Source organism: Planctellipticum variicoloris, from assembly GCF_030622045.1.
Taxonomy (GTDB): Bacteria; Planctomycetota; Planctomycetia; order Planctomycetales; family Planctomycetaceae; genus Planctellipticum; species Planctellipticum variicoloris.
Genome location: NZ_CP130886.1, coordinates 4,952,336 through 4,975,866, shown reverse-complemented (window position 1 = coordinate 4,975,866; position 23,531 = coordinate 4,952,336). Strand labels below are relative to the sequence as shown.

Genomic DNA, 23,531 nt, shown 5'->3' with positions numbered 1-23,531 from the left:
ACTGGGGTGGCACGCCCAGAGTCTGCGATGGGCGCGGTTTTCCTCTGGCCTCAGTACATGGAAGACACGCCCTTCGAAGACTCAGGGACGTGCCACCCGAATTCCATTCCGCATTGTGACGATCAGAGAACGGCGAATTCCGCGATCAGTTCCCGATAGGCGTCGAGTCCCGGCGTCTTCATGCCGGGGACTTTGCCCATATCGTCGTAACGGCGCACTCGGACGGCCGCCTCGAAGTGCGGATGCGATTCGAATTCGCGAAGCTCGTCCGCGGTCATCGGCCCCCCCTGGAGCTGCAGGCTAAGCTGCGATGAGGGAGACAGCCCTTCCAGGTACTTGGGATCCTTGCCGCACAGGTAGCGCTTGGCGGCGACGTGCAGCCGGACCGGCTCGACGATCTCCGGCGGAAAATTCTCCTGCAGCAGCTCCGCACCCAGTTCTTCGTGCTGAGCGTCAATTCCGTCGTTCGCGACGGTCTCGCCCAGGTTGTGGAGCAGGTGGCCGTAGTCGTGGAGCAGGCAGGCCAGGACGACGGCGTCGGACTCGCCGAACTGCCGGGCAAAGGCTGCGGTCTGGAGGGCGTGTTCCAGTTCCGAGACGTTCTCGCCGTAGTGGCGGTGTCCCTTTTCGGCGAAAACGGTGCTGATCTGGTCGACGATCTCGGACATCGGAAGAGCCTTGCAGCGAACAGAGAGACGCAACGGAATTATCGACGTCTGGCGACTCGAATGTCTATCTTCGGCCAATCTCCTCGCCAGGTCTTCGCGGAGAATTCATCGTTTCTGCTGCGCTGCGGCTCAGCGAGCAGTGGCTGAAGAATTGCGCTTGGTTCACGCGTCGGGCCGCAGCTCGGCCAACGCTTCGCGGACAGTCTGACAGAGCTCGCGGACCAGGCCGACCGGCATCGCCGGAGCCGGATAGAGCACGACCGTGTCGCCGATGTTGCGCAGAATCACGCCCCGCTCGCGACAGGCGAGCATGACTGCATGGCCGGCCCGGCGCTGGGGAGGGAAGGGCGTCAGTTGGGCAGGATCGAGGGCGAGGTCGATGCCGGCCATTGTACCGCGACGCCGGATGGCCCCGACATGCCGCATCCACGCTGCCGAGCCGTCTGCCGTCAGTTCTTCGGCCAGAACTCGTTCGATCTTGCGGGCGTTGAGCAGCACCTCATTCTCTTCCAGGAGCTTCAGCGAGGCCAGGGCCGCGGCGCAGGCGAGCGGGTTCCCCGTGTAGGTATGCCCGTGATAGAACGTGCGGCCCGCCCACGGATCGCCCAGGAAGGCTTCGTAGATTTCCTCGGTGGTCAGCGTGGCGGCGAGCGGGAGGTAGCCGCCGGTCAGCCCCTTGGACAGGATCAGGATGTCGGGGTGAACGTCTTCCTGCTCGCAGGCGAAGAGCGTTCCCAGCCGGCCGAAGCCGACGGCGATTTCGTCGGCGATCAACAGCAGGCCGAGCCGCTCTGTCAGTTGCCGGAGTCCGCGTAGATAACCCGGCGGGTGAACGAGAATTCCCGCCGCCGCCTGGACCAGGGGTTCCACGATGACGCCCGCGATGCGGTCGGCGTTAGCGGTGAGGATTTCTTCGGTGTGGCGCAGGCAGTCATCGAGCGACAGGCCCGGCGTGGCAGGGGTCGGAATCCGCAACGTGGGAAACAGCAGTCCGCCGAAGAGGCTGTGGAACTCGTCGATCCCCCCCACGCTCACGGTTCCGACGGTATCTCCGTGATAGGCGTGGCTCAGGCAGACGAACAGGTCGCGGGATTCGGGAGAGGCTTTCTGGCGGTGGTACTGCCAGGCCATTTTCAGCGCGACCTCGACGCCCGCCGCCCCGCAATCGGCGAAGAAAACCTTCGTCAGACCCGCGGGCGCTCGCTGGACGAGCTGCCCGGCGAGTTCGATGGAGGGGAGGTTCGCCAGTCCCAGCAGCGTGCTGTGGGCGACGCGATCGAGCTGGTCGCGGATCGCGGCGTCAATCGCCGGCACGCGATGACCGTGGACGTTACACCAGAGGGAAGAGTGCCCGTCGAGATACCGGCGACCGTCGGTATCGATGAGGTGAAACCCCTCCGCAGCGGCGATGACGGGAAAGTCTTCGTCCTCCCAGGCCGACATGGCGGTGAAGGGATGCCAGACGAGCTGGCGATCGAGCTGGCGGAGGTGTTCGGTTTGCATGGGACTTTGCAGGGCCACTCCTGTTCGGGGTGGATTGGTCATTTCAGCTCGCCGTACATCCCCAGCCAACAAAATCAGCCCGTCGGTTCCCGACGGGCTGTGAAAACTGGAAGCGACGATGCGGGCGGGGCCGCTACAGTGGGCCGCCCAGAGGGTCTTTCTTTTCGGTGATGTTCGGGCACTGCGGCGACATCTCCGCGTTCAGCGCGATGTAATCTTTCCACTTCTCGGGGAGATTATCCTCGTGGAAAATGGCCTGGGGCGGGCATTCCGGGACGCATGCCTCGCAGTCGATGCACTCCTCCGGATGGATGAAGAGCATCGACTCTCCCTCGTAGAAACATTCGACCGGGCAGACCACCACGCAGTCGGTGTATTTGCAGTTAAAGCATGGCTCCGCAACGATATGCGTCATTCTGATTCCTCGACAATCCGGCGCCCGCGGCCCCCCGCCAGCGCCGCAAGAATTTGGGTGTTCCGGTCAACCGGATTCTAGGCCCGCAGACCCGCGAATCCTAGTCGGGGGCAGAAGATGCGTCAAGAAACGGATCTGCCGGCTGCGCAGCCATTATCGTCGGTTCCACCGCGGAAATGCAGTTTCGGGAACCTCCAGCCGGGAAAACGCGTCTTGTCGCTCGGGAAGACGTCCCCTAAACTTGGACAGGTGCTTCGGGATCGGCATTTTCTGCCCATGCAGGTGCAGAGTCCCCGGCGGAGAACGAGGTTCGGCATTCGTGTCGGATTGTGAACCGGCCCGGGAGGTCGCCCGTTGTCCGTGGAGGGATCCGCCTGACGCTGGAGAATCACCGTGCCGCTGACCGATGTCGATCGAGTTCTCCTCAAACGCTGCCTGACTTCCGAATCCGGCGCGTGGAGAGACTTCGTCGAGCGGTACGCCGGGCTCTTCGTGCATGTCATTCAGCACACCGCCCAGGCCCGTAGCGTGCGGGTGACGGCCGACGACATCGACGATCTCAGTTCCGAAGTGATGCTGGCGCTCGTCGCGAATGATTGTGCCGTGCTGCGAAACTTTCGCGGAGAGTCGGCGCTGGCGACTTATCTGACGGTTGTGACCCGGCGTGTCGTCGTGCGGGAAATGTCCCGTCGACGGATGGCCGAGGCCCTCGGGCACGTCAAATCGCATGGATCTGCGATCGATCAGGCTGCCGCCCCGGTCGAGAACGGCAGGATCGAGAATCAGGAACTGGTGGAGCGGATGCTGAGCGGACTGCCGCCGCTGGACGCGGAAGTCGTGCGGCGCTATCACCTGGAAGGCCAGAGTTATCGCGAGATCAGCAGCCGCCTCGGGGTGCCGGAGAATTCGATCGGCCCCACGCTGACGCGCGCTCGGGAAAAACTGCGGCATACCACCGCATCCGGCCTGGCCTGAATTCGCCGCCGCGGGCGTGCAGAGCCGGCTCCTGTCGGCCTCCGCCGCTCCGAACCTCTGCCGAACTGCGCTGGTCGCCTCACCGTCTGTTGACCAGTCGTAGTGACCTCCATTTCGGTGCAGGCTGCCGCTGTTCAGACCCAGGTTCGCGCGGCCTCGGCCCATCCGCTCGGGTGTGGGATTCCTGCCCAGACCGGGCAACGGGACTGCCCGTTTCACGCCCCGGTCTCATTCCTCGCGGCAGCAGCCGGCCCGCAGGACTGACGCACCTGGAAAAGTCGCAACTGCAGGCGCAAACGGCATTTCTGACAAAATCGGAAAAACCGGAGCTTTTCTGATGGATTCCCGCCACAGCCGCCAGTATGCTTTGCCTCCGTTGTGGGTTTCACGCCCAAACGCTCTTTGAAAACTTGATTGACTGTGGGTTTTCTGCCCATTAGCTTGGATGCGTCGGCCGGCTCTCTCGAACCCCCGCGGACGCCATGGCACCTGTGGAATCTTTCATCACCGGCGAACTGAGGCGAACGGTCGACGACCGTTTTCGCATCAGCCTCCCGCCGGAGATGGCGCAGGCCGTGACCGACGAGACGGGTGATACGATTGTCGCGAAGGAACGCTTCGGCTGCCTGAGCCTGTGGCGGGCGGCCGAGTGGCAGAAACGGATCGACGAGGGGGTTTCTCTGATTCGTCAGAAAATCGCCGCCGGCCGGATGGATCAGCGGTGGGGCGAAGTTCAGCAGTTGGGTCGGTTGCTGTCGACGCGGTCTCAGACCGTGCGGCTGGCGAACCGCTCCCGGTTGCTGCTCCCGGAAGGCTTCCGGGAGTTTCTGGATATTCAGGTGAATCAGGACGTGGTGGTGGTCGGAGCGGTGATCTGCGTGGAGATCTGGAATCCCCGCGCCTGGATGGAAACGCTCCGCGAAGAGATGCCGGGCTTCGGGACGCTGTTCAAGGATCTCAGCGCCTGACGTCCGGAAGAACTCCTGAAGGATCGGGAGTGGCCTGTCGCTCGAAAGACTCGACGGAACGCGGGCAAAAATCCCACAGTCAGCGACGAAATCCCGCGATTAAGAAGCGTTGTTACGGTGCAGGTCGGGGAAGTCCCCCCTCCCCGCCTGCCGGCGTACTGCCGGAGAGAAGCGCAGACTCACTCGGAACCTTCCAGCCGATTCCCCATCAGCTCTCTCAATTGGTCTCAGGGATGGTCTGTGGGCATGGACGCCACTTCTCTCCAGCAGTCGCTGTTTGAATAACGAGTATCGGGCATCGGGTATCGCAGAGAAGAGGGGCGTTGGCGGAGTTTCCCCTTCCGGCTCTCGACTCTAGTCTCTCGACACTCGACTCATCAGCAGATTTCGTCGCATTTGCAGGTGCTTGCACTCACTGCCGAGGGATTGGAATGCAGTGACGCCGACGCGGAGGCTGTCCTGATGGACCGGGGCAGGCCTCCTTGAGTCGGGTATCGGGCGCCGGGTTTCGGGGATCGCAGAGACGGAACTTTGCATGATGCTCGATTCCGCGGGATGTTCCACCACTTGGCACTTGTCTCTGAACACTCGGCCTTCCCCCGACATTCTGACCTCTGACGGCGGACCGCGATCGGAGGATGCGTTACACTCTTCAAGCCGACGGTTGGAGAGGCTGCGAGCCTCCCCTTGGCCTGTGCCCCTCCTTCGTCTTCCAGAGCGTCATGTCTTCGACTTCTCCGACCTGGCCCGACTACTCGTTTGCGTCGCACTTCGCCGAGATCGGCGGACATCGGCTGCATTATCTGGACGAAGGTCGCGGCGCGCCGGTCGTGATGGTCCACGGCAATCCGAACTGGACCTACTACTGGCGGAACCTGATTCCCGCCCTTTCCGACCATTATCGGTGTCTGGCGCTCGATCACATCGGCTGCGGCCTGTCAGATAAGCCGTCCGATCGCGACTACGAATACACGCTGGCCCGGCGGGTCGCGGACTTCGACGCCTGGATCGCCGGCCTCAACCTGACCGAACCGATCAACCTGGTCGTGCACGACTGGGGCGGCATGATCGGCTGCGCGTGGGCCGTGCAGCATCCCGAGCGGATTGCCCGGCTGGTGGTGCTCAATACAGGCGCATTTCCGCTGCCGAAGACCAAGCCCGTGCCGTGGCAGTTGCAGTTGGCGCGCACGCCGCTGCTGGGCGCCCTGCTGGTTCGCGGCCTCAGCGCCTTCAGCTTGGGAGCGGTGCGATCGTGCGTGACGCGGGCGCCGATGCCGCAGGACGTCGGACGGGCCTATTGCGCGCCGTACGATTCTTGGGCGCATCGGATCGCCGTGCATCGCTTCGTGCAGGATATCCCCCTGGAGCCGGGCGATCGCAGCATGCCGGTGGTGGCGGAGACCGCCGCTGGACTGCACAAGCTCGACCACCACCCGATGCTGATCGGCTGGGGAGAGAAGGATTTCGTCTTTGACGACCACTTCCTGCAGGAGTGGCTGGTTCGGTTTCCCCGAGCCGAACTGCACCGGTTCCCGGACTGCGGTCACTACGTCCTGGAAGACGCCGGGCCGCAGCTCATTCCGCGGATCCGCCAGTTCCTGGACACCACGCCTGCCGGACGACGCGAGAGCTGAATCGGGATTGCCGAGGCGCGGAGTTCCGACGACTGAGCGAAAATCTTCTTGCAATTCTGTGGACTGCTTGCGGATACTTTTGAGCAGGTCGGCCGCTCTGGATTGAGGGCCCTCTGCAGAGTTGCGACTGACCTGTCTGGCGGACTCTCTTGGTCGCATTCGCGCGCCGCCGGACCGTCATCAAGGTGCGCACACTTCTGACGGAGAGGCATCATGACATTCTCTGTGGCGGCGCGAGGGCTCCTGGCGGGCTGGTTCTGCAGCCTGCTGCCGATGGTCTCGCCGAGTACGGCGGCGGAGCCGTCGGCGGAATCAGCGTATGAACTGGTCCGACAGGCGCTCAGGGCCGAACTGGCGGGGGACAACCAGCTTCGGCGGCAAAGGCTGGAAGGCGCCGCTGCGCTGGACCCGGAGTACGGACCCGCCCAGTGGCAACTGGGGAAAGTGCGTCTGCCCGGTCAGGCGACGTGGCAGTCCGCGCGGGAGATGACTGCGATTCCAGGCCAGGTCTGGCAGGCTTACAGTCAGATTCGTGATGAATATGTCAGCACGCCAGAGGTTATCTGGTCTTCCGGAAACGGCCCCGGACCGAGAACCTTTCGCCTGCGGATTGCGCTGACCGGCAAGCCTCATGCCGCCGAAATCCGCGTGGTCGCGCTTCGCCCGCTGTCGCTCGCCGTCAACGGGAACCGTCTGAAGACCAGCCCGGCGCCCGGACAAGTTGGAGTTCACTCGGTTGCCGGCCTGCTGAAATCGGGTGACAACACGCTGGCCATTCACGTCGAAGATGCCGATGGGCCGACCGGGCTGATCGCCTGGGGCGGAGTCACGTTTGGCGATGATCGTGTCCTGGTGATTCGCTCCGGCGCCGCATGGCAGGTGCATGCTGGAGAACTTGCCGACTGGTCAGAACCGTTTTCTACGGACGTGGGCTGGCTGGATGCTGCGATCGCCTCCACTCTCGCTGAGGTCTGGGAGACGTTTCGCGAGCCGATCCTGTCCCCGAAAGTCGACGCAGCGCTCGCGCGCTGGTGCCGGCGGAATCACCTGGATGCCCAGTCTCGATTTCACTGGAGTCGCGTCCTGGAAGCCAATGCGTCGAACAAAGAGGCGATCAAGTCTCTCGATCTGGTGCGGGAGGACGGACTGCTGTGGACTCGCGATGAGGTCCTTCAGCGCCGCCAGGAAGAAAAAGAGGCGAGTCTGACGACGACTCGCTGGAAGTCTCACCTCGCTCGCCTTCAGAAGCTTGTGCAGAGCAACAATTCCGCGGAACTTTCGACATTTGTTGACGAATCCGGACCCGATGCGACTGCCGCTGCGGGGCCGATTCTCGCCCAGGCCGCCGTGCAGTCCGGAGAACCCCGATTTGCCGCGACCGTGATCGAACTGATCGAGCGCGTTCCGGAGCCAGCCGCGAGCCGTGCTCTGGCAGACGTGTCGATCTTTGCCATGTCGGCAGACGTCCGCAACAGGGCTCTGGCGTCGCTGAAAGAACGAGACTCTGTCGGCGCCGCGGGGATGCTGCTCCCGCTGCTACATCTGCCTCTGCAGATTCAGATCCAGCGCACCGAACGTGACGCCGGATCAGTTTACCAGGCAGCCGACCAGATCGCCTTCCGAGATCGCCGGGTTGATCACGACATCATTCATCAGGATGTGCAATCCATCCAGATTCGGCCGGTGCGCGGGCATGTCTATCGCATTCGAGCCCACAAGATCGACCTCAATCATGACGGCAAGAACAACGAACAGGATCTGCAGATCCTGCAGCGGATGCTGCCGTCCATCAACGCGAATCTCCGCCTCGAAGCGGAGTCGCACGCGGCCGAAAGTCTGGCGGCCCGGGAAACGGCGGCACGAGCCCTCGTCGACAGCGTGAATCTGCTGCGCGAGCAGGTGAATCTGCGCTCGTTCGAAGCGCTCGAAGCGGTGACCGGTCAGAATCCGGGACGCAAAGTGGCTTCATGGTGGGACTGGTGGCGAGAATGTAATTCGCTGATGCAGTCTTCGCGCCGTGGAGTGCGCCTGACGCGCCGCAGCGTCTGGGGAGTCCGGGCTTGCGAAGTCCGTTCGGCCATCCCCAGTTGCTTCATCGCCGGAACGCCGGTCTGGACCCGCCAGGGCCTTGTTCCCGTGGAGCAGATTCATGCCGGCGACGAGGTCCTGTCGCAGGATCCCGACACGGGCGAACTGGCGTACAAAATCGTCACATTCACGACGATCCGACCGCCGAGTCCGGTGCTGACGCTGACGGCGGGGGGCGATTCGGTGACGACGACGCTGGGCCATCGATTCTGGCGGACGGGCGCCGGCTGGATCATGGCGAAGCAGGTTTCGCCGGGCATTCCGCTGCACCAGATGGGTGGGTCGTTTCCGCTGGATCTGGTTGCTCCCGCGGGAGACGCTCCAGCCTATAACCTGGTGGTCGATGACTTCCATACGTACTTTGTCGGCCAGGCCGGCTGGCTCGTCCACGACAACCGCCTGCCGGCGCCGGGAAACGTGCTCCTGCCCGGCCTGCTTGCAGAACCCGGGGAAGTCGTCGAAGCTGTTCCCGGCTGCGGACTGCACAAGGCTCTGATTAACGCGACCGAGGCGCAGGTTGCGAACTGAGTTGCAGCCCATCGCCCCGGAAGCTATCACGAAGCCTGGAATTCGTCGTTCTTCCGGGAGGTGTCTGCAATGTTGCGACTATGGCTGGCTGGTCTGGTGCTGGGCCTGGGGGGATTCTCTGCGGCCGACGCCCAGGAACCGACGTACGATGTCGTCGTCTACGGCGGCACGTCGGGCGGAATTGCCGCCGCCGTCCAGGCGAAAAAGATGGGCAAGTCGACGGTGATCGTCGAGCCGTCTCAGCATCTGGGCGGATTGACCTCCGGCGGCCTCGGTGCGACCGACATCGGCAACAAGGCCGTCATCGGCGGACTGTCGCGCGAGTTCTATCAGCGGCTTGGTCGCTACTACGCCGCCGACTCGGCCTGGAAACACGAACAACGCGACGCATACCAGGGAAAGCGAAAGGCGCCCGGCGAGAAGGAAATGTGGACCTTCGAGCCGCACGTGGCGGACCAGGTCTATCACGACTGGATTCGGGAACACGGTGTTGTCGTGGTGACCGGCGAACGTCTCAATCGACGCAGCGGCGTGAGGAAAGTCGCGGGGCGGATCGGCTCAATTACGATGGAGTCCGGCAGGACGTTCCGCGGGCGGATGTTTGTCGACGCCACCTACGAAGGGGATCTGATGGCCGCCGCAGGCGTGAAGTATCACGTCGGTCGCGAGGCGAACAGCGTCTACGGCGAAACCATCAACGGCATTCAGGTCGCCCATGCGACTAAGCACCAGTTCACGAAGAACGTCGATCCTTACGTAACGCCCGGCGATCCTGCGAGCGGGCTGCTGCCGCTGGTGCAGTCTGAGCCGCCGGGGAACGACGGCGACGGCGATCACCGGTTGCAGGCGTATAACTATCGGATGTGTACGACCGACGTTGCCGCGAACCGCGTCGCCTGGCCGAAGCCGGAAGGCTACGACGTCAAGACTTACGAGCTGCTGTTGCGGAACTTCGAGGCGGGGGACCATCGCAGCCCGTGGAATCCGGTCTGGATGCCCAACCGCAAGACCGACACCAACAACAATTTCGCGATCAGCACCGACTATATCGGCGCGAACTACGACTACCCCGAGGCCGACTATGCCAAGCGCGAGACGATCGTCGAGGATCACAAACGCTATCAGATGGGGCTGATGTATACGCTGGCGAACAATCCCCGAGTGCCGGAGAAAATCCGCGAGGAGTTTCAGCGGCTGGGGCTGGCGAAAGACGAATTCGTCGATAACGGGAACTGGCCGCATCAGCTTTACGTGCGGGAAGCCCGCCGGATGATCTCCGAATACGTCATGACGCAGTCTCACTGCCAGGGAAAAGTGACTGCGGAAGACCCGGTCGGCATGGGGGCCTACAACATGGACTCCCACAACTGCCAGCGCTACGTCACGAAAGACGGATTCGTCCGGAACGAAGGAGACGTGCAGGTCGGCGTGTCTCCCTATCCGGTCAGCTATCGCAGCATCCGCCCGCGCAAGGAAGAGTGCGAAAACTTGCTGGTCCCGGTCTGCCTGGCGGCGTCACACATCGCCTACGGCAGCATTCGCATGGAGCCGGTTTTCATGGTCTTGGGACAGTCGGCGGCGACCGCCGCCGTGCATGCGATCGATAGCAACGCCGCCGTGCAGGATGTCGACTTCGGCAAGCTGAAGGAACGCCTGCTGGCGGACGGGCAAGTGTTGGAATACACGGGGCCGAAGCGGAACGCCGCGGCGAGCCTCGATCCGAAGTCGCTGCCGGGCGTGGTGGTCGATACGCACGACGCGAAGCTGACGGGGGACTGGTCGTCGAGCGCCAGCGTCGGAGGCTTCGTCGGGGCCGACTATCTTCACGACGGCGAGGCGGCCAAGGGACAGATGCAGGCCGTTTTTACGCCCGAGCTGCCGAAAGCGGGGACGTACGAGATCCGCTTCTATTACACGGCCAATTCGAACCGCGCGACAAAAGTGCCGGTCACGATTCAGGCCGCCGACAAGAAAACGTCAGTGTTCGTCAATCAGCGCGAGACATCCAAAACGCCCGGCTACGCGGTGCTGGGAACGTTTGCATGCCCGGCGGGGAAGCAGACCAGCGTCACGGTTTCGAATGACGCACCGGGCTACGTTGTGCTCGACGCCGTCGTGTTCGTGCCGGTCGAAGGTAAGTAGTCGACAGGCCGTGTGGCCCTGGTGGTCTTCGGCCACCAAGGCTCATTCCAGCGTCACGTGATCGTCAAACTCCAGATTTCGCTGACGGCGGAAGTCGCTCAACGGTTTCCATTGCCAGCGACGTCAGCACTTTCAATGCCTCGCACTCATTCGCGTTCATTCGTGCGATCTGTGGTTGAACTCTTCTCCCGCCTTTCTCCGCGTCCTCCGCGCCTCCGCGGTAAAACTCTTTCTTTCCGTTTTCGGAGCGTGCCGGTCAATACCGCGGCACCGTCGAATCGATCTGCTGGGACCATTCGTCGATGCCGCCGGTGAGGTTGAGCACGTCCGTGAAGCCCTGACTGCGGAGCCACAGGGTGACCCGCAGGCTGCGGCCGCCGTGGTGGCAGTGGACGACGATCGGCTTGCTGCGCCAGGCTTCGATCTCCTGAACGCGATCCGTGATTTCGCTCATGGGGATCAGCACCGAGCCCTCGATACGAGCCGTCGCGTACTCGGTGGATTCCCGGCAGTCGAGGAGCAGAAAGTCCGCTTTGTCATCGAGCCGTTGCTTGACCGTCCGGCAGTCGATTTCGAGCGCGCTCATACGAGGGCCTCCTCGGCCGAAACGAAAGGAATCCACCCCGTCCCGCGGTGGCCGTAGCTGGCGGCGTCGCCGTAAAGGAGCTCGCAGAGAATCTCTGCGGATTCGACGACACGCGGACCGGGGCGGTTGAAGTACTGATTGCCGTCGGTCAGGGAGACTCGTCCCGTGCGCACAGCCCGCAGCTCCGTCCACTCCGGACGGCTCGTGAGCCAGTGCATCTCGTCGTGGGCGCGAGGAATATCGAAGCCGCAGGGCATGATCGCAATCACGTCGGGATCGGCGGCGACGAGCTCGTCCCAGGTCATCCAGGGGGAGTGCTTGCCGGCTGCGCCGAACAGATTTTCTCCGCCGACCAGTTCGACCAGCTCCGGCACCCAGTTCCCGGCGGCCATGAGGGGCTCCTGCCACTCGATGCAGGCCACTCGGGCCGGCGGAAAACTGCCCCGCCGCGTCAGGGCCTGCTGACGAATCGCCTGCAGCCGCACCTGTGATCGAGCAATCAATTCGCGACCGCGATCCGGAATCTCCAACGCGTCAGCAACATGCTGGATATCGGCCCAGATGTCCGCCAGGGAATTCGGCTCCAGGGCCACCACTTCAGGGCGCGACGAAACTAACTCGCAGACGGCCGCTTCGACATCTTTGAGGCTGACGGCGCAAACCTCGCACTGGGACTGCGTGACGATGACCGTCGGCTGCAGCGACTCCAGCATGGCCGTATCGACGTTATAGACTGAGACCGCGCTGGTCAGCGTTGCCTTCACCCGCTCGTCAATCTGCCGGCTGTCGCCGTGAATGTCGAACTTCGGCGACGAGCACGGCGGCAGCGTCAGGATTTCCGGCGGATAGTCGCATTCGTGAGAGCGGCCGACCAGGCGATCGGCGCAGCCCAGAGCGGCCACGATTTCCGTCGCGCTGGCGATCAGCGAAACGACGCGTTGAGTCATCGGCAAGGCTCCGGAGCCAGAGTTGCATCGGCTCAGGAGGCGGCGACAGTCCGACGTTCCGCAACGGGCACCACTCCCGCCTGGCGAAGCCCCAGCGGGCTGAACAGCAGTCCGGTGAAGATCGCCGAACTCGCCAGCGAGCGACCGAAGAACGGCAGCGCCGCAACGTAGCACGCCGCAAGGCCGGCCGCCGTCTGCGGGTAGCGGACGTGCTCGGCGCCGGCCCAGACGGCAAAGTTGGTGACCAGGAAGAAGAAGACCTCTCCCAGGAACACGGTCGGATAGGCCCGCGTCCAGCCCGGGCGCTGGCTCACCCACAGGAAACTGGCCGTGCCGATAGCGAACAGGCACAGATAGACGGGTGCCCGTTGCATTCCGAACGCCCAGTCGGCGCGTCCCGTCAGCGCCCAGATGCCCAGGTCCGTCGCCAGCAGCACGCCCGGCGCCCAGAGGGTTGAGAGACTCTGCGGGCGCGAGCAGGCCCCGCAGAATACAGTCACCGCCATCAGCGGCATGAAGTTCCACGGATACCAGGTACTCTCCGGGTTGATATCCACGCCCGCGGCGTACAACCCGTACGGAATCAACCGGACCACAACCGTAAACAGCGTCAGGGCCAACAGGAAACGGACATTTGCCCGCTGCATTCGAGTCACCTTTCGATGGGGAACTGCCGGCTTTCGAGACCGGCGTGTGTCACGTGGTACCATATCGGTTCAGGAAAAGAAACTTTGGCCGCCGCCGCGACCGCTTATCCGTTCTCCGGAGGCGGGCCGTGGGGCGTCATCAATTCCCCAGTTTTCGGGCACCGCAGAGACTTCGGTTCGCGCTGACGGACCTCGAGCGGCGGGGACGGATACCAGGCCTGGCACTTCGCGCAATAGAGCCCGGGCATCAGCGTCCGCTTGCCAGACTCGGGATGAACGGCCGGTAGTTCGTCCGTCGGCTGACGCAAAAACGTCTTGCGGGTCAGCGTGTCGACAAAGACCATTTGGCCGTCGAGAGGGTCCGGGGGTGGAGGGGGAGCGCCGCTGCAACCGACGGCGGCGCTGACGACGAGGACAATCCAGTAACAAGCACGCATGGACGAAGCTCCGTCAGGGAAGAGAACGGCGGCGAACGGAGTCTCGCGGCTATTCCCGGTCGTACCATTCGTCCTGCTTGGCAGGGTCGGTGAGATTGTCGCCGACGTAGCCCAGCCGCTTCTTTTCCATGAGATCGACGTCGCCGAAGGCGGGCGGCTTCCAGCCACGTCCGCGGGACTCGACGTGCCCGTCGAGAAAGGCGACGTTCGCCGAGTCGAGATGGCGGAAGTGGACCGTCGGAAAATCGTTCGACGGCGGTTCGAGCAGCCAGTTTTCGCGAAGCTCGCTGGACGAGCACGCGAAGTCGACGCAATAGGCGCCGGCGCTGTCGGCGAACGCGATGGTTTGCGTGGTCTGTGTGATGTCGCGCAGCTTGCGGGCCAGCGGCGCCGTGGACGGACCCGGCGCCCAGGACGGCGGGGCATAGTCGATGCCCGAAGCGCGGGCCAGATAGTGACCGTTGTAGGCGAAGCCAGTCGCCGGGCGGTCGAAGCGGACCACGTCCATCTGGGACGGGCCGAAATTGGGGCACTGGAACGAGGACCAGTTGGTTTCCATGTAGGGCGAGAGGGGGCCGCGCTCGAAAATAAGCTGTTTGGTCTTATCCGGTTCCGCGTGATTGACCAGCCCGAACCAGTATTGGGCCTGTCCTTCGCTGCCCGAGTAGTTCGTCAGATAGTTCAGACGGGCGACGTCCTCGACAATGTACGGGACAAGGCTCTCTGCGTACGTATCTGCGTAGTTGTGGAGAGCCAGCACGAGTTGCTTCAGATTGTTGCGACACTGCGTCCGACGGGCGGCTTCGCGCGATTGCTGCACCGCCGGGAGCAGCAGGGCGATCAGGATGGCGATGATCGCAATCACCACCAGCAGCTCAATCAGCGTAAAAGCAGAGCGAGGGGCGCGCAATGGCGCCGAAGCGGGACGGCGGAACATGACAGGACCTCGTGTCACGAAACCTGCCGACGCAACGATCGCGGGGACGCATTCTGGAATCAGCGGCGCTGCGAGAGTCCCGACGGGATCTCGTCAGACGAAACTGCCGCAGGGACGCACCCACGGACGGATGCCCGAACGGCAGGCCGCATGAGCCACGTTGCTTCCCACGAAAGACACGTCGGCGTACAGGGACGACAACTGGGCAGGTCTTCTGACTCCCGGATCGGTCTACTGGCCGCGCCTTCCCATCTCAGTCGAGACAGTGGCAGTTGCGGCGTTCGTCCCCGGATACAGCGGCGGGACCGTGACGGATTCGCACCGTCTTCCCTATTCTCCCCGTCGGACCACAAGTCCGGCGAAGCACCCATGTCGAGCGGCCATGCTACCGACTGCAGAGACGCATGCAAGCCTGCAATTGGCAGGATTTTCACGGATTGAAACGGCAAGGCCCGACTGGCGATGAGCAACGTGCTGCTGCGGCGCGAGTTAGCGTCGCCAGTGAATTCTGAAGGTCGCCGAGTGTCGGCATCGGACGCTGGCTCATTGCGGCAGTCCGCGGCCCCGCCCGCGGACGTCAAACAGAAATTGCAATTCCCGGTCCGCAGTGATAGGGTTTAACGGTGATCCCTTGCATCGTGCGGTGGAAGAAGAGCCTTCCCGATGCGGCGAGGGCTCGGGCTCTCTCTCAACACTGTCAACGCCTGCCTCGGAGATCCTGCGGATGACTGCAATGTCACGGACCCGCCCTGTCGGCCAGCAATGCCACGGCGACCAGCGCCGACCCGGTTCTGCTGCGGGCTTTACGCTGATCGAACTGCTGGTGGTGATGGCGATTATTGCCCTGCTGGTCGCCCTGCTGCTCCCCGCAGTCCAGCAGGCCCGCGAAGCCGGACGCCGGACGCAGTGCCTGAACAACCTGCACAACCTCGTCCTGGCGATGCACAACTACGAAAGCGCACATCGCGTCTTTCCGCCAGGGCTGGTTTCACCCGGGCTTCTCTGTGAAACCAACCTGCCGGCGGTCCTGCCCGAGCCCTTTCTAACGCCGATCAAGGCGGCCGGAAATCCGCCCCAGCAGGTGACCCCGATCACCCAGTGGCAGGTCAGCAATCTGTGGGGGTGGCATGCCTTTCTCCTGCCGCAGCTCGATCAGGGAACGGTCCAGTTGCAGTTCCCCCCGGTCGGCAAGTTTTCGGTCGACTGCAACAACGCCGCCGCCTCCCCGAACGTGCAGTATCTCCGGAATGAGATTCCGACATATATCTGCCCGAGCGCTTCGTTGCCCCCGACCCGCCCCTACGTGAATCTCCCCTCCGGCCAGGTGTCGCTGGGCTACGCCACCTACCGAGGAAATTTCGGCACGCTGGTCTGGGACTCGACCAATTCCCAATGGCTCGGCGGAACCAACGGCATGCTGTATGCCAACAGCGCCGTCGGGTTCCGCGACGTGACCGACGGCACTACGACGACAGTGATGATGGGAGACTCGTACTTCGGCTTCTGGGCCGACGCCGAAAGCTGCTGCGTCGGCATCGCCACCGCGGCCGACCGGCAGACGGCAGGCGAGCCCGTCCAGGGAGACCCGATGACCGGCGGCCACTGGCTGTCAAACGCCAACGGCAACCATCGGTTCTCCTACGGCAGCATGCATGGCGACGTGATTGCGTTCGCGATGGTCGACGCGAGCACGAAGACGATTTCCAAAGGGATTGATAAGAACGTTTTCATGTCCCTGATGACCCGCAACAATCGCGAGAACATCTCGAACCAGGACTTCTGATCGCCCCGATCGGTCGAACCGAATGCCAGTTGTCTCAGAACCCCGGGCCAGATCGCCCGGGGTTCTTCGTTTCAACAGCATTTCGGCCGCGATGCTGTGAATTCTCTGCGAATGGAGAAGGTGGATTTGTATTCTGGTGGTGGTTGTTGATCATCAGGTGACATTTGCGTTTCTGGCGGCGGACGGCCGCCGCGATCGATACGCATGTCGGAAGCTGTTGCCGGTTTCCCATTCCCCTGCTGGAGCGACTCCCATGAGAGCCCGACCAACCATCGCACCCCCTCGGCGAGCCTTTACGCTGATCGAACTGCTGGTGGTCATGGCCATCATCGCCCTCCTGGTCTCGCTGCTGCTCCCGGCCGTCCAGCAGGCCCGCGAAGCGGCACGCCGGACGCAGTGTCTCAATAACCTGCACCAGATTGTGCTGGCCATGCACAACTTCGAAGCCGCCCACAAGCACTTTCCGCAGGGGCTGGACACCAAACCCGCCGTTCCCTGCGACCCGATCTCGCTGACGGCGACGTTCCCGGAACCCTTTACGCCGCCCTTCAATTCCGCGGCCGGACAGGCGCCCCCCCAGACGATTTCCTGGTGGATCTTCACCCGCAATCGCCCCTGGCCAACCTATATCCTCCCCGAAATGGATCTGCTGACCGCCCAGTGGTACAGCGATCAGGGAACGTTCTATGCCAGTTGTCCCTCCGGGGCGCCGCCGTTCCCGCCGTCGCAGAACATTCCCTGGCAGGAAACCCATATCGCGGCTTACCTGTGCCCCAGCGCCGCCCTGCCGCGGTCCCGGCCGATCATCAATGTCCCCGACACCGCCCCTCCGACGTCTTACCGTCCCGGCTACTCGTCCTATCGCGGCGTCGCCGGCACGCTGGTCTACGACTCCGCCACCGGCGGACTGGTCGGGGGCGTCAACGGAATGCTCTATCCCGACAGCAAAGTCCGATTCAGCGACGTGACCGACGGCACCACCATGACCATCATGCTCGGCGAGACCTACCTCGGGGGCTGGGCCGACGGCGACAGTTGCTGCATCGCGCTGGCCAGCCCGCAGGATCGAAACTCCGCGGGCGAGCCGATCTCGGGCGACGCCTATACCGGCGGACAATGGGTTTCCGCCGGCAACGGCAACCACCGTTTTTCGTTCGGCAGCTACCACGGCGACTCCCTGAATTTCGCAATGGTCGACGGCAGCACCCGGACGATAAGCCGCGGCATCGATCGAAGCTTGCTCAGCAAGCTGGCGACACGGAACGGCCGGGAGAACATTTCCAACCAGGACTTCTGAGTCCCTGCTGGTGCGTGACTTGCCGACTGCCGGGCGGCCTGCGACAGTGAGACGGGCGATGTGCCCCCGGTTCTTGCGTCTGTCAGGGAATTGGCCCCCGTGCACGTTTCAATCAACGGCGAACCGCAGCAGTTACCCGACGGCCTGACCGTCCGGGAGCTGCTGGCCACCCGCAGTCTTGATCCCCGTTATCTCGCCGTCGAACTCAACCGCCAGGTCGTCTCCCGCACCAACCACGCCACAATCGTCCTCAAAGACGGTGACGTCGTCGAAATCGTCACCCTCGTCGGCGGCGGCTGACAACGTACGACGGGCGTCCACGTCCGTCGTTTGCTCGGCCGAAGTTGCCATGAGGAGCCGACGGACAAGGATGTCCGTCGTACGTGACACGCGTTTCCACTCCCGCCGGTTCGGCAGCATTTCCACGTCATCGCGGTTAAAATCTCCTTTTGGCCCGCCCGCAGGCGCGTGGGGAAATCCCCTGCGCCGACCGACTGGAGACCGTCCGTGACTGCCGCTGCATCGTCCGCCGAAGCCCCCCTCGTCGTGGGGACGCACACGTTTCAATCCCGCCTGATCGTCGGGACCGGCAAGTACGCCACGTTCGAGCTGATGCAGGAGTGCCTGGAGGTCAGCGGGGCCGAGGTGATCACGGTCGCCGTCCGCCGGGAACGCCTCGTCGACGCCGCGGGCCGGAACATTCTCGACTTCATCGACCTCTCCCGCTACACGATCCTCCCCAACACCGCCGGCTGCTTCACCGCCGAAGACGCAGTCCGCGTCGCCCGGCTGGGGCGGGAGATTCTCCTCGGCCTCGAAAACCCCGGCGCCGACTGGGTGAAGCTGGAAGTCCTCGCCGATAAGAAGACGCTGCTCCCCGACCCGGTCGCGACGCTGGAGGCGACGCGGGATCTGGTGGCGGACGGCTTCCAGGTCCTCTGCTACACCTCCGACGACCCGATCATGGCCCGGCGGCTGAAGGAAGCGGGGGCCACCTCGGTGATGCCGGCCGGCAGTCCCATCGGCAGCGGGCAGGGGGTCCTCAACCCGAACAACATCCGCATCTGCCTGGAATACCTCAAGGACAACGACCCCGACTACCCGGTGATCATCGACGCCGGCGTGGGGACGGCCAGCGACGTCGCCTTCGCCATGGAGCTCGGCTGCGACGCGGTCCTGCTCAACACGGCAATCGCCAGCGCCCAGGACCCCCGCCGGATGGCCCACGCCATGAAACTCGCCTGCCAGGCCGGCCGCGAAGCGTCAAAAGCCGGCCGGATTCCGCGAAAGCTCTACGCGACGGCCTCCAGCCCGGAGACGGGCGTGATCGGCACGGGCCGTTGAGCGTTGAGAAGAGTGGGCGACCCCGTGTGCCACGGCCGTCCCGGCCGTGCTCCTGGGGCTTATTTCATCGAGTCCAGCACATGCTGCCACTGTACCGTCAGATCCAGACGCGCCACCCACGTTTCAATGTACCTGCGGTCAATCTCGCTTCCTCGCAACGACAGGACCCCGATGATGTCGCGGACGTGCTTGGGTGAGCCGCCTTCGCGAAAGTAGGCGAGCTTCTTCAGGATCACGTCTTCTGGAGACGCAAAACAGACCGATCGATCGCTCAGCAGGGGGAGCCAACGTCCGCGTGAAAGTCGCGAGGCGTCAAACTCGGACTCGCTGGCGATGATCACGTCGATTTTCAAGCCCGACTTCGGATGGATGATGTTGAACTGATGTCGCCGACTGATGGCGTCTTCGATGGCCGGGAGGCTGACGTAGTAGTCGGATTCGGGAAAGGCGTCGTGCAGAGGGCGGGCCAACTCAGGCGGCAGGTTCACGACAATATCGATGTCATTCGTAAAGCGAGGCTCGCCATAAGCGATCGTGGCCATCGAGCCGGTGACGAGATAGTCGATTCCCAGGCGTTCGAAAACCTCGGTCGCAAAACGCAGCAGGTCAATCGGTTCCATCCGCCAGCCTCCGCGCGACCGCCGCATCCACCTCGTCGTCGCTCCACTCCGGATGCTCCGCCCGCAGCAGGTTCCGCAGCATGTCCCGCGCGGAGCGCCACATTCCGTTCGCGATCGCCAGCCGCTCCGCCGGCGTCTTCTCGCGCAGGATCCGGACCATCTCCGGCTCGATGTGATCGACTTGCAGCGGGTTCATGCGGTCCTCGCGATCGGGCGGACTGATGCCATTGCCTCAGGATACGCGAGAACCGCCTGGAAGTCTCGTTTCCGGGGCCAGCCGCGACAGATCTCGTTCAGGGTGCCCCTCGTGCCCGATAGTCCCGCGTGTCGAGACAGGCGTCGTAGGCTGCGCGATCGAGGCGCACCCATTCGGTCTTGTGAATGCCCCGGGTATTCGGGTAGGTCGGACTCGTGGGGAACGCGCAGGCCAGCTTGATCCAGCGGGCTTGCTGCACCGAAATGGCTCGGACTTCGTCAGCCACTTCCGAGAGGTCCTGATCCTGGCTGAAAATCAGGGCGACGTCGCAGGTGCCGTCGCGTGCAACGGCGACGATATCGAGTGCGAGGCGAACGTCGATCCCCTTCTCGCTCCCGACAAGCACCGTCGTACTGCCTCCGCCGGGAAGCATCACTGTCTGGTTGCGATACTTCAGGTGGCGGGAGTAGGTGCGAATGCCCTCCCGACCCATCTGAGCGAGCTTCGCTGTCCAGAAGTGATTCCAGAAGGCATCGTCTTGCGGGTTTGGAAACCCGGTGTAGAACCGGGTTTCCTGAAGTTGCCAGCCCTTTGCTGTGCAGACGGACTGCGCCAGCAACCGCGGGTTGTAGTTCGGCCACGTGTAGCCGAAGGCGTATTTCGCCGCGTAGAAGAGGTTCTGGCCGTCAAAGAAGGCGATGGCGCGCTTGACCGGGGGCTCAGCAGGCATGGGGAACCTCCCCAGCCGAACCCACCAAAACAGAACCCCGCCGGAGGCCTTGCAGCGTGTCCGACGGGGAGTAGATAGAAGAAGTATCGGCTGACGTCATGGGAAAGTCAATTCAAAAGCGATTGCCTCTGAAACGGGAGGGCGATCACGGCAGCGGTGGAGGCAGACCTCGACGCGGTGGTTACGTTGATGCCGGTGGCCACGGTTCGTCCGCGGGTTCTTCCAGATCGAGCCCGGCACACGAACCGTAAACCCGGTTCACAATCTCGGCCCATTCGGCCTGGCCGACATCGCCCGCCGATACCGCGGGAGTGACCGTCACATTCACCGGCCGGTTGGCATCTTCCGGAGCGAACGGCAACTGCAGCGTCAGCACGCCATCCGGCCCAATCCGGGACTGCACCTGTTTCGTTTCCATGCCGCCGCTCCGGTCTGGCCGCGAGCCAAAGGTTCTGACTCCCACCAATTGTAGGACGGGAACCTGACACGCGTCCAGTCTTCTCTTCCGCGACCTCAAATCGCCCGGACTCGGTGCAAGTACGATGGACGTCCACGTCCGTCGGTCCGTTCGAAGTGAAGAGTGTCGACGGACGAGGACGTCCATCGTACGGGCGAGGCGGAGCCAGCATCGCGCAGCGATGGGAAGCTGGCAACCCGCCGCTCCGTCGAGAAACCAACCCTCCCGCGTCTCCGCCACCCCGGCCGGACGCAGACGTCCAACCGAGGCCGCTGGCGGGAAAATGCCCCGGACCAGATTCGGGCCGGAGCGAAATCGCCGGCAGCGCTGCGGAAACAGGTCCTGTTTGCGTCTTGTCCCCTCTCCCGCTGTCTGCAGTGGGAGAGGGCCAGGGTGAGGGTCTGCGAAGCGGTCGGGGCGTCGTCCACGGAGCAAAGTCAGCCCGCCTCACCCTCGCGGCCGGCGATCGAGCCCGAGTCAGCGGAGCCCCACGCTCCCGCCACCCGGCGTCGCAACCTGGGTCCTGGCAGGGCCAGACTCGGAGCGTCCGCCGCTGAGGTGGCCGGGGATCAAATCGTGCCGGGATTCGGTGCGCGGTCTACGCGAGCGGGCGATGGGAGAGGAGTCGTCGCCGGGGTGGGAAGCCTCTTGTGCCTTTGGAACCTCGGTAGGGTGACGACGTCTAACTCGCCGGACACCTTACTGCGGATGCTCGCGACGCCTTCTGCTAGGGCTGAAGCCATTCACTGGGCACCAATTTCGTTCCGCCACGCCATTCCTCCACGAGATGTACACCGCTAGAATGCCCCCATACCTCCGGACCAGCGTGATCCAGCACGATCACCTGCAACTCGCCCCTCAAAGCCGCTACGGTCCTTGCAAACGTCGTAAAGACCTTCTGGACCGCTAGAACATCCTCGTCCAGAAGTCTTGGATCGCTCTCTGCATTATCGTCTTTGCTTCGGGCAAGTCGACGTGGAAAATACACTTGGCTCGGCTGATCATACACAACAAAGCTCGGTACCGGATTTGGTTCGTTTCCGATGAAGAACTGTTGCAGTGCGAGCGATACCGCAACGTGGTACGACAACCAATTCGCGCCACTTCCGATTTCCCACAGGTAGTCGTCGCGCTGCTCTCCGCGAACCTTTATCGTTAAATCGGTAATCGACAGTTCTACAGGGTCGTCGGGACGCTCCGCTTCTAATCCCGGCAGCAGACGCCCGGCGTAATTCCCAATTCGCTCTAGAGCTCGCCGCATACGCAAGTCGATGCCAGCTTGTCCTACAAGATTCTGCAATTCGCCTTGCCGAAGCTTGAGGGTCTCTACTTCATCTGAAAGCGATCCGCCGTCTGCGAGGGCGCCTTGCATCTCAAGTGCGCGATCAAGGCGACCCAAGTAGCGTGACACCGCAGTTGCACGATACTGAGACTCACTCGCCGCAGTAGACCTGCGCTGAACTTCTTCCTGCCGAATTGTGATCCCCTTAAGCCGTTCGATGCTTTGATCAAACTCCTGCTTGACCCGCAACAGTTCGCGATCGAACGATGCTGGTGTTGATACCGTCCGCTCCAATGTCGCTTCTACCTCTTCCAAGGCCCCGACAAGCTCTTTTATCCCTGCCGATTCGTCGTCGACCGTGCTGGCGCATATCGGGCAGACATGCGCGGCGTGCATCCCTTCAATCCAGCGAACAATACCTAGTCGTTCTCGCTGGACAGTTAGTGCCGCTCGAAAGTTCGCTGAATTCTCTTTGAGCTTGCTCATCTCTGCCAATCTTCGACGAAGCCGTTGAAGAGTTGCATCAACCTCTGACTCTTCACGCTGCAATGAGACGAGTTCGTCCATTGCTTCTGAAACCCCAACTGAATCGGATATCGCTACGGCCTTCTTCTGAACTACTACCCTGAGAAGATCAAGCAGGTCATCGCGGGAGGCATCAGGGGGAAGTGGCTTATCAATCAGACCAAACTCTCTAGCCTGTACAGCCGAAGCCCGCAGCTCTGCCTGCCATCGCTCAGATACTCGTGTGATACTCTCCAGCTCTCTCTCCTTTCGCGCGAGCTGCCGGCTTACGACCTCCAACTCATGCTTTGCCGCAAGCACTTCCGGAGTTACGGCCCTCAAGACGTACGGAAACACAGTCTTGAGCTTTTCACGATGCTCATAGGTATCGGCTTTAAAAAAAAGTACGTCAGGGTTTGCGACGATATTCTGCGACTGAAAAGTGAACGCCATAAGATCGCGAAAGCTGGGACGTCCTCGGAATCCGCTCCCAGTCTTCTCAAAATCGAAATCCAGCCGACTCAGCCCGGCCAAATCATCAAGCTTTGCCTTGACTGCATCTGAAGTGGTGTTCTTCGCGGCTATTTCACTTGGAATCGCTATTGAGTGTCCTTCAAGCACAAACATATCGGACGTCGACTTCTGCTGGCCGGGTTCTCGACGGGCAAAGAGCTTTTGCCCTTCATCTGAATGGATAACGACCCCGAACCACGAGCAGGCGTTGCGAATGGTTTCAACGGGAATTGCGCATTTGTCCGCGCCCAAGCAGTAGTCAATGATCGGAATGATCGCTGATTTGCCAGTCTTCGACGCCCCGCTAATGACGTTCACCGCTCCTAAATC

Annotated in this window: 22 protein-coding genes and 1 riboswitch; of the genes, 9 read left to right on the top strand and 13 right to left on the bottom strand. The window is 62.8% G+C overall.

Features of this window, described 5'->3' with window-relative positions; genetic code table 11:
- Positions 1-122 precede the first annotated feature (122 nt).
- From SH412_RS19310 to SH412_RS19300, 3 genes are all read right to left on the bottom strand, one after another.
- A complete protein-coding gene (locus SH412_RS19310; protein WP_336519650.1) occupies positions 123-668 on the bottom strand; it encodes a phosphonate degradation HD-domain oxygenase in 546 nt (181 codons plus the stop codon).
- Between the two features lie 162 nt (positions 669-830).
- Positions 831-2,171, bottom strand: coding sequence for an adenosylmethionine--8-amino-7-oxononanoate transaminase (gene bioA, locus SH412_RS19305; RefSeq protein WP_336519649.1), 1,341 nt, complete (start codon positions 2,169-2,171; stop codon positions 831-833).
- Between the two features lie 133 nt (positions 2,172-2,304).
- On the bottom strand, positions 2,305-2,586 hold the full coding sequence (locus SH412_RS19300) for a ferredoxin family protein (RefSeq protein ID WP_336519648.1): 282 nt from the start codon (positions 2,584-2,586) through the stop codon (positions 2,305-2,307).
- 393 nt (positions 2,587-2,979) lie between these two features.
- On the opposite strand from SH412_RS19300, the gene SH412_RS19295 reads away from it, so the two are divergent.
- The 5 genes from SH412_RS19295 to SH412_RS19275 all read left to right on the top strand — a co-directional run bounded on the left by SH412_RS19295 (position 2,980) and on the right by SH412_RS19275 (position 10,921).
- A complete protein-coding gene (locus tag SH412_RS19295) occupies positions 2,980-3,561 on the top strand; it encodes an RNA polymerase sigma factor (RefSeq protein ID WP_336519647.1) in 582 nt (193 codons plus the stop codon).
- A gap of 482 nt (positions 3,562-4,043) precedes the next feature.
- Positions 4,044-4,529, top strand: a complete 486-nt coding sequence (locus SH412_RS19290; RefSeq protein WP_336519646.1) for an MraZ N-terminal domain-containing protein — start codon at positions 4,044-4,046, stop codon at positions 4,527-4,529.
- A gap of 722 nt (positions 4,530-5,251) precedes the next feature.
- A complete protein-coding gene (locus SH412_RS19285) occupies positions 5,252-6,163 on the top strand; it encodes an alpha/beta fold hydrolase (RefSeq protein WP_336519645.1) in 912 nt (303 codons plus the stop codon).
- 213 nt (positions 6,164-6,376) lie between these two features.
- Positions 6,377-8,779 carry a polymorphic toxin-type HINT domain-containing protein gene (locus SH412_RS19280; RefSeq protein WP_336519644.1) on the top strand — a complete coding sequence of 801 codons (2,403 nt, stop codon included), beginning with the start codon at positions 6,377-6,379 and terminating at the stop codon, positions 8,777-8,779.
- Positions 8,780-8,848: 69 nt separating this feature from the next.
- On the top strand, positions 8,849-10,921 hold the full coding sequence (locus SH412_RS19275) for an FAD-dependent oxidoreductase (RefSeq protein WP_336519643.1): 2,073 nt from the start codon (positions 8,849-8,851) through the stop codon (positions 10,919-10,921).
- 256 nt (positions 10,922-11,177) lie between these two features.
- On the opposite strand, the gene SH412_RS19270 is transcribed toward SH412_RS19275, so the two are convergent.
- From SH412_RS19270 to SH412_RS19250, 5 genes are all read right to left on the bottom strand, one after another.
- The gene (locus SH412_RS19270) at positions 11,178-11,507 is read right to left on the bottom strand and encodes a rhodanese-like domain-containing protein (protein WP_336519642.1); all 330 of its coding nucleotides are present in this window, start codon (positions 11,505-11,507) and stop codon (positions 11,178-11,180) included.
- Entirely contained in the window at positions 11,504-12,454 is a 951-nt protein-coding gene (locus tag SH412_RS19265) for a cobalamin-binding protein (protein ID WP_336519641.1), read from the bottom strand. Before SH412_RS19265 ends, SH412_RS19270 begins: the two co-directional genes overlap by 4 nt.
- A gap of 32 nt (positions 12,455-12,486) precedes the next feature.
- Entirely contained in the window at positions 12,487-13,101 is a 615-nt protein-coding gene (locus SH412_RS19260; RefSeq protein ID WP_336519640.1) for a DUF6580 family putative transport protein, read from the bottom strand.
- 104 nt (positions 13,102-13,205) lie between these two features.
- Positions 13,206-13,538, bottom strand: coding sequence for a hypothetical protein (locus SH412_RS19255; RefSeq protein WP_336519639.1), 333 nt, complete (start codon positions 13,536-13,538; stop codon positions 13,206-13,208).
- 49 nt (positions 13,539-13,587) lie between these two features.
- Positions 13,588-14,475 carry a DUF1559 family PulG-like putative transporter gene (locus SH412_RS19250; RefSeq protein WP_336519638.1) on the bottom strand — a complete coding sequence of 296 codons (888 nt, stop codon included), beginning with the start codon at positions 14,473-14,475 and terminating at the stop codon, positions 13,588-13,590.
- A gap of 187 nt (positions 14,476-14,662) precedes the next feature.
- Positions 14,663-14,861, bottom strand: a riboswitch (cobalamin riboswitch).
- 347 nt (positions 14,862-15,208) lie between these two features.
- Here SH412_RS19250 and SH412_RS19245 point away from each other — a divergent pair.
- The 4 genes from SH412_RS19245 to SH412_RS19230 all read left to right on the top strand — a co-directional run bounded on the left by SH412_RS19245 (position 15,209) and on the right by SH412_RS19230 (position 18,899).
- Positions 15,209-16,258: a DUF1559 family PulG-like putative transporter gene (locus tag SH412_RS19245; protein ID WP_336519637.1), complete on the top strand. Its 1,050-nt coding sequence runs from the start codon at positions 15,209-15,211 to the stop codon at positions 16,256-16,258.
- 253 nt (positions 16,259-16,511) lie between these two features.
- The gene (locus SH412_RS19240) at positions 16,512-17,555 is read left to right on the top strand and encodes a DUF1559 domain-containing protein (RefSeq protein WP_336519636.1); all 1,044 of its coding nucleotides are present in this window, start codon (positions 16,512-16,514) and stop codon (positions 17,553-17,555) included.
- Between the two features lie 99 nt (positions 17,556-17,654).
- Positions 17,655-17,855, top strand: coding sequence for a sulfur carrier protein ThiS (gene thiS, locus SH412_RS19235; RefSeq protein ID WP_336519635.1), 201 nt, complete (start codon positions 17,655-17,657; stop codon positions 17,853-17,855).
- Between the two features lie 207 nt (positions 17,856-18,062).
- Entirely contained in the window at positions 18,063-18,899 is an 837-nt protein-coding gene (locus tag SH412_RS19230; protein ID WP_336519634.1) for a thiazole synthase, read from the top strand.
- A gap of 59 nt (positions 18,900-18,958) precedes the next feature.
- On the opposite strand, the gene SH412_RS19225 is transcribed toward SH412_RS19230, so the two are convergent.
- From SH412_RS19225 to SH412_RS19205, 5 genes are all read right to left on the bottom strand, one after another.
- Positions 18,959-19,519 carry a hypothetical protein gene (locus SH412_RS19225; protein ID WP_336519633.1) on the bottom strand — a complete coding sequence of 187 codons (561 nt, stop codon included), beginning with the start codon at positions 19,517-19,519 and terminating at the stop codon, positions 18,959-18,961.
- Positions 19,506-19,715, bottom strand: coding sequence for a hypothetical protein (locus SH412_RS19220; RefSeq protein WP_336519632.1), 210 nt, complete (start codon positions 19,713-19,715; stop codon positions 19,506-19,508). The genes SH412_RS19225 and SH412_RS19220 overlap by 14 nt, the downstream gene beginning before the upstream one ends.
- A gap of 97 nt (positions 19,716-19,812) precedes the next feature.
- Positions 19,813-20,445, bottom strand: a complete 633-nt coding sequence (locus tag SH412_RS19215) for an NYN domain-containing protein (RefSeq protein ID WP_336519631.1) — start codon at positions 20,443-20,445, stop codon at positions 19,813-19,815.
- Positions 20,446-20,626: 181 nt separating this feature from the next.
- Positions 20,627-20,863 (bottom strand): hypothetical protein, encoded by a 237-nt coding sequence (locus tag SH412_RS19210; RefSeq protein ID WP_336519630.1) that lies wholly within the window; start codon positions 20,861-20,863, stop codon positions 20,627-20,629.
- Positions 20,864-21,629: 766 nt separating this feature from the next.
- On the bottom strand, positions 21,630-23,519 hold the full coding sequence (locus SH412_RS19205; RefSeq protein WP_336519629.1) for a DUF3732 domain-containing protein: 1,890 nt from the start codon (positions 23,517-23,519) through the stop codon (positions 21,630-21,632).
- Positions 23,520-23,531 lie beyond the last annotated feature (12 nt).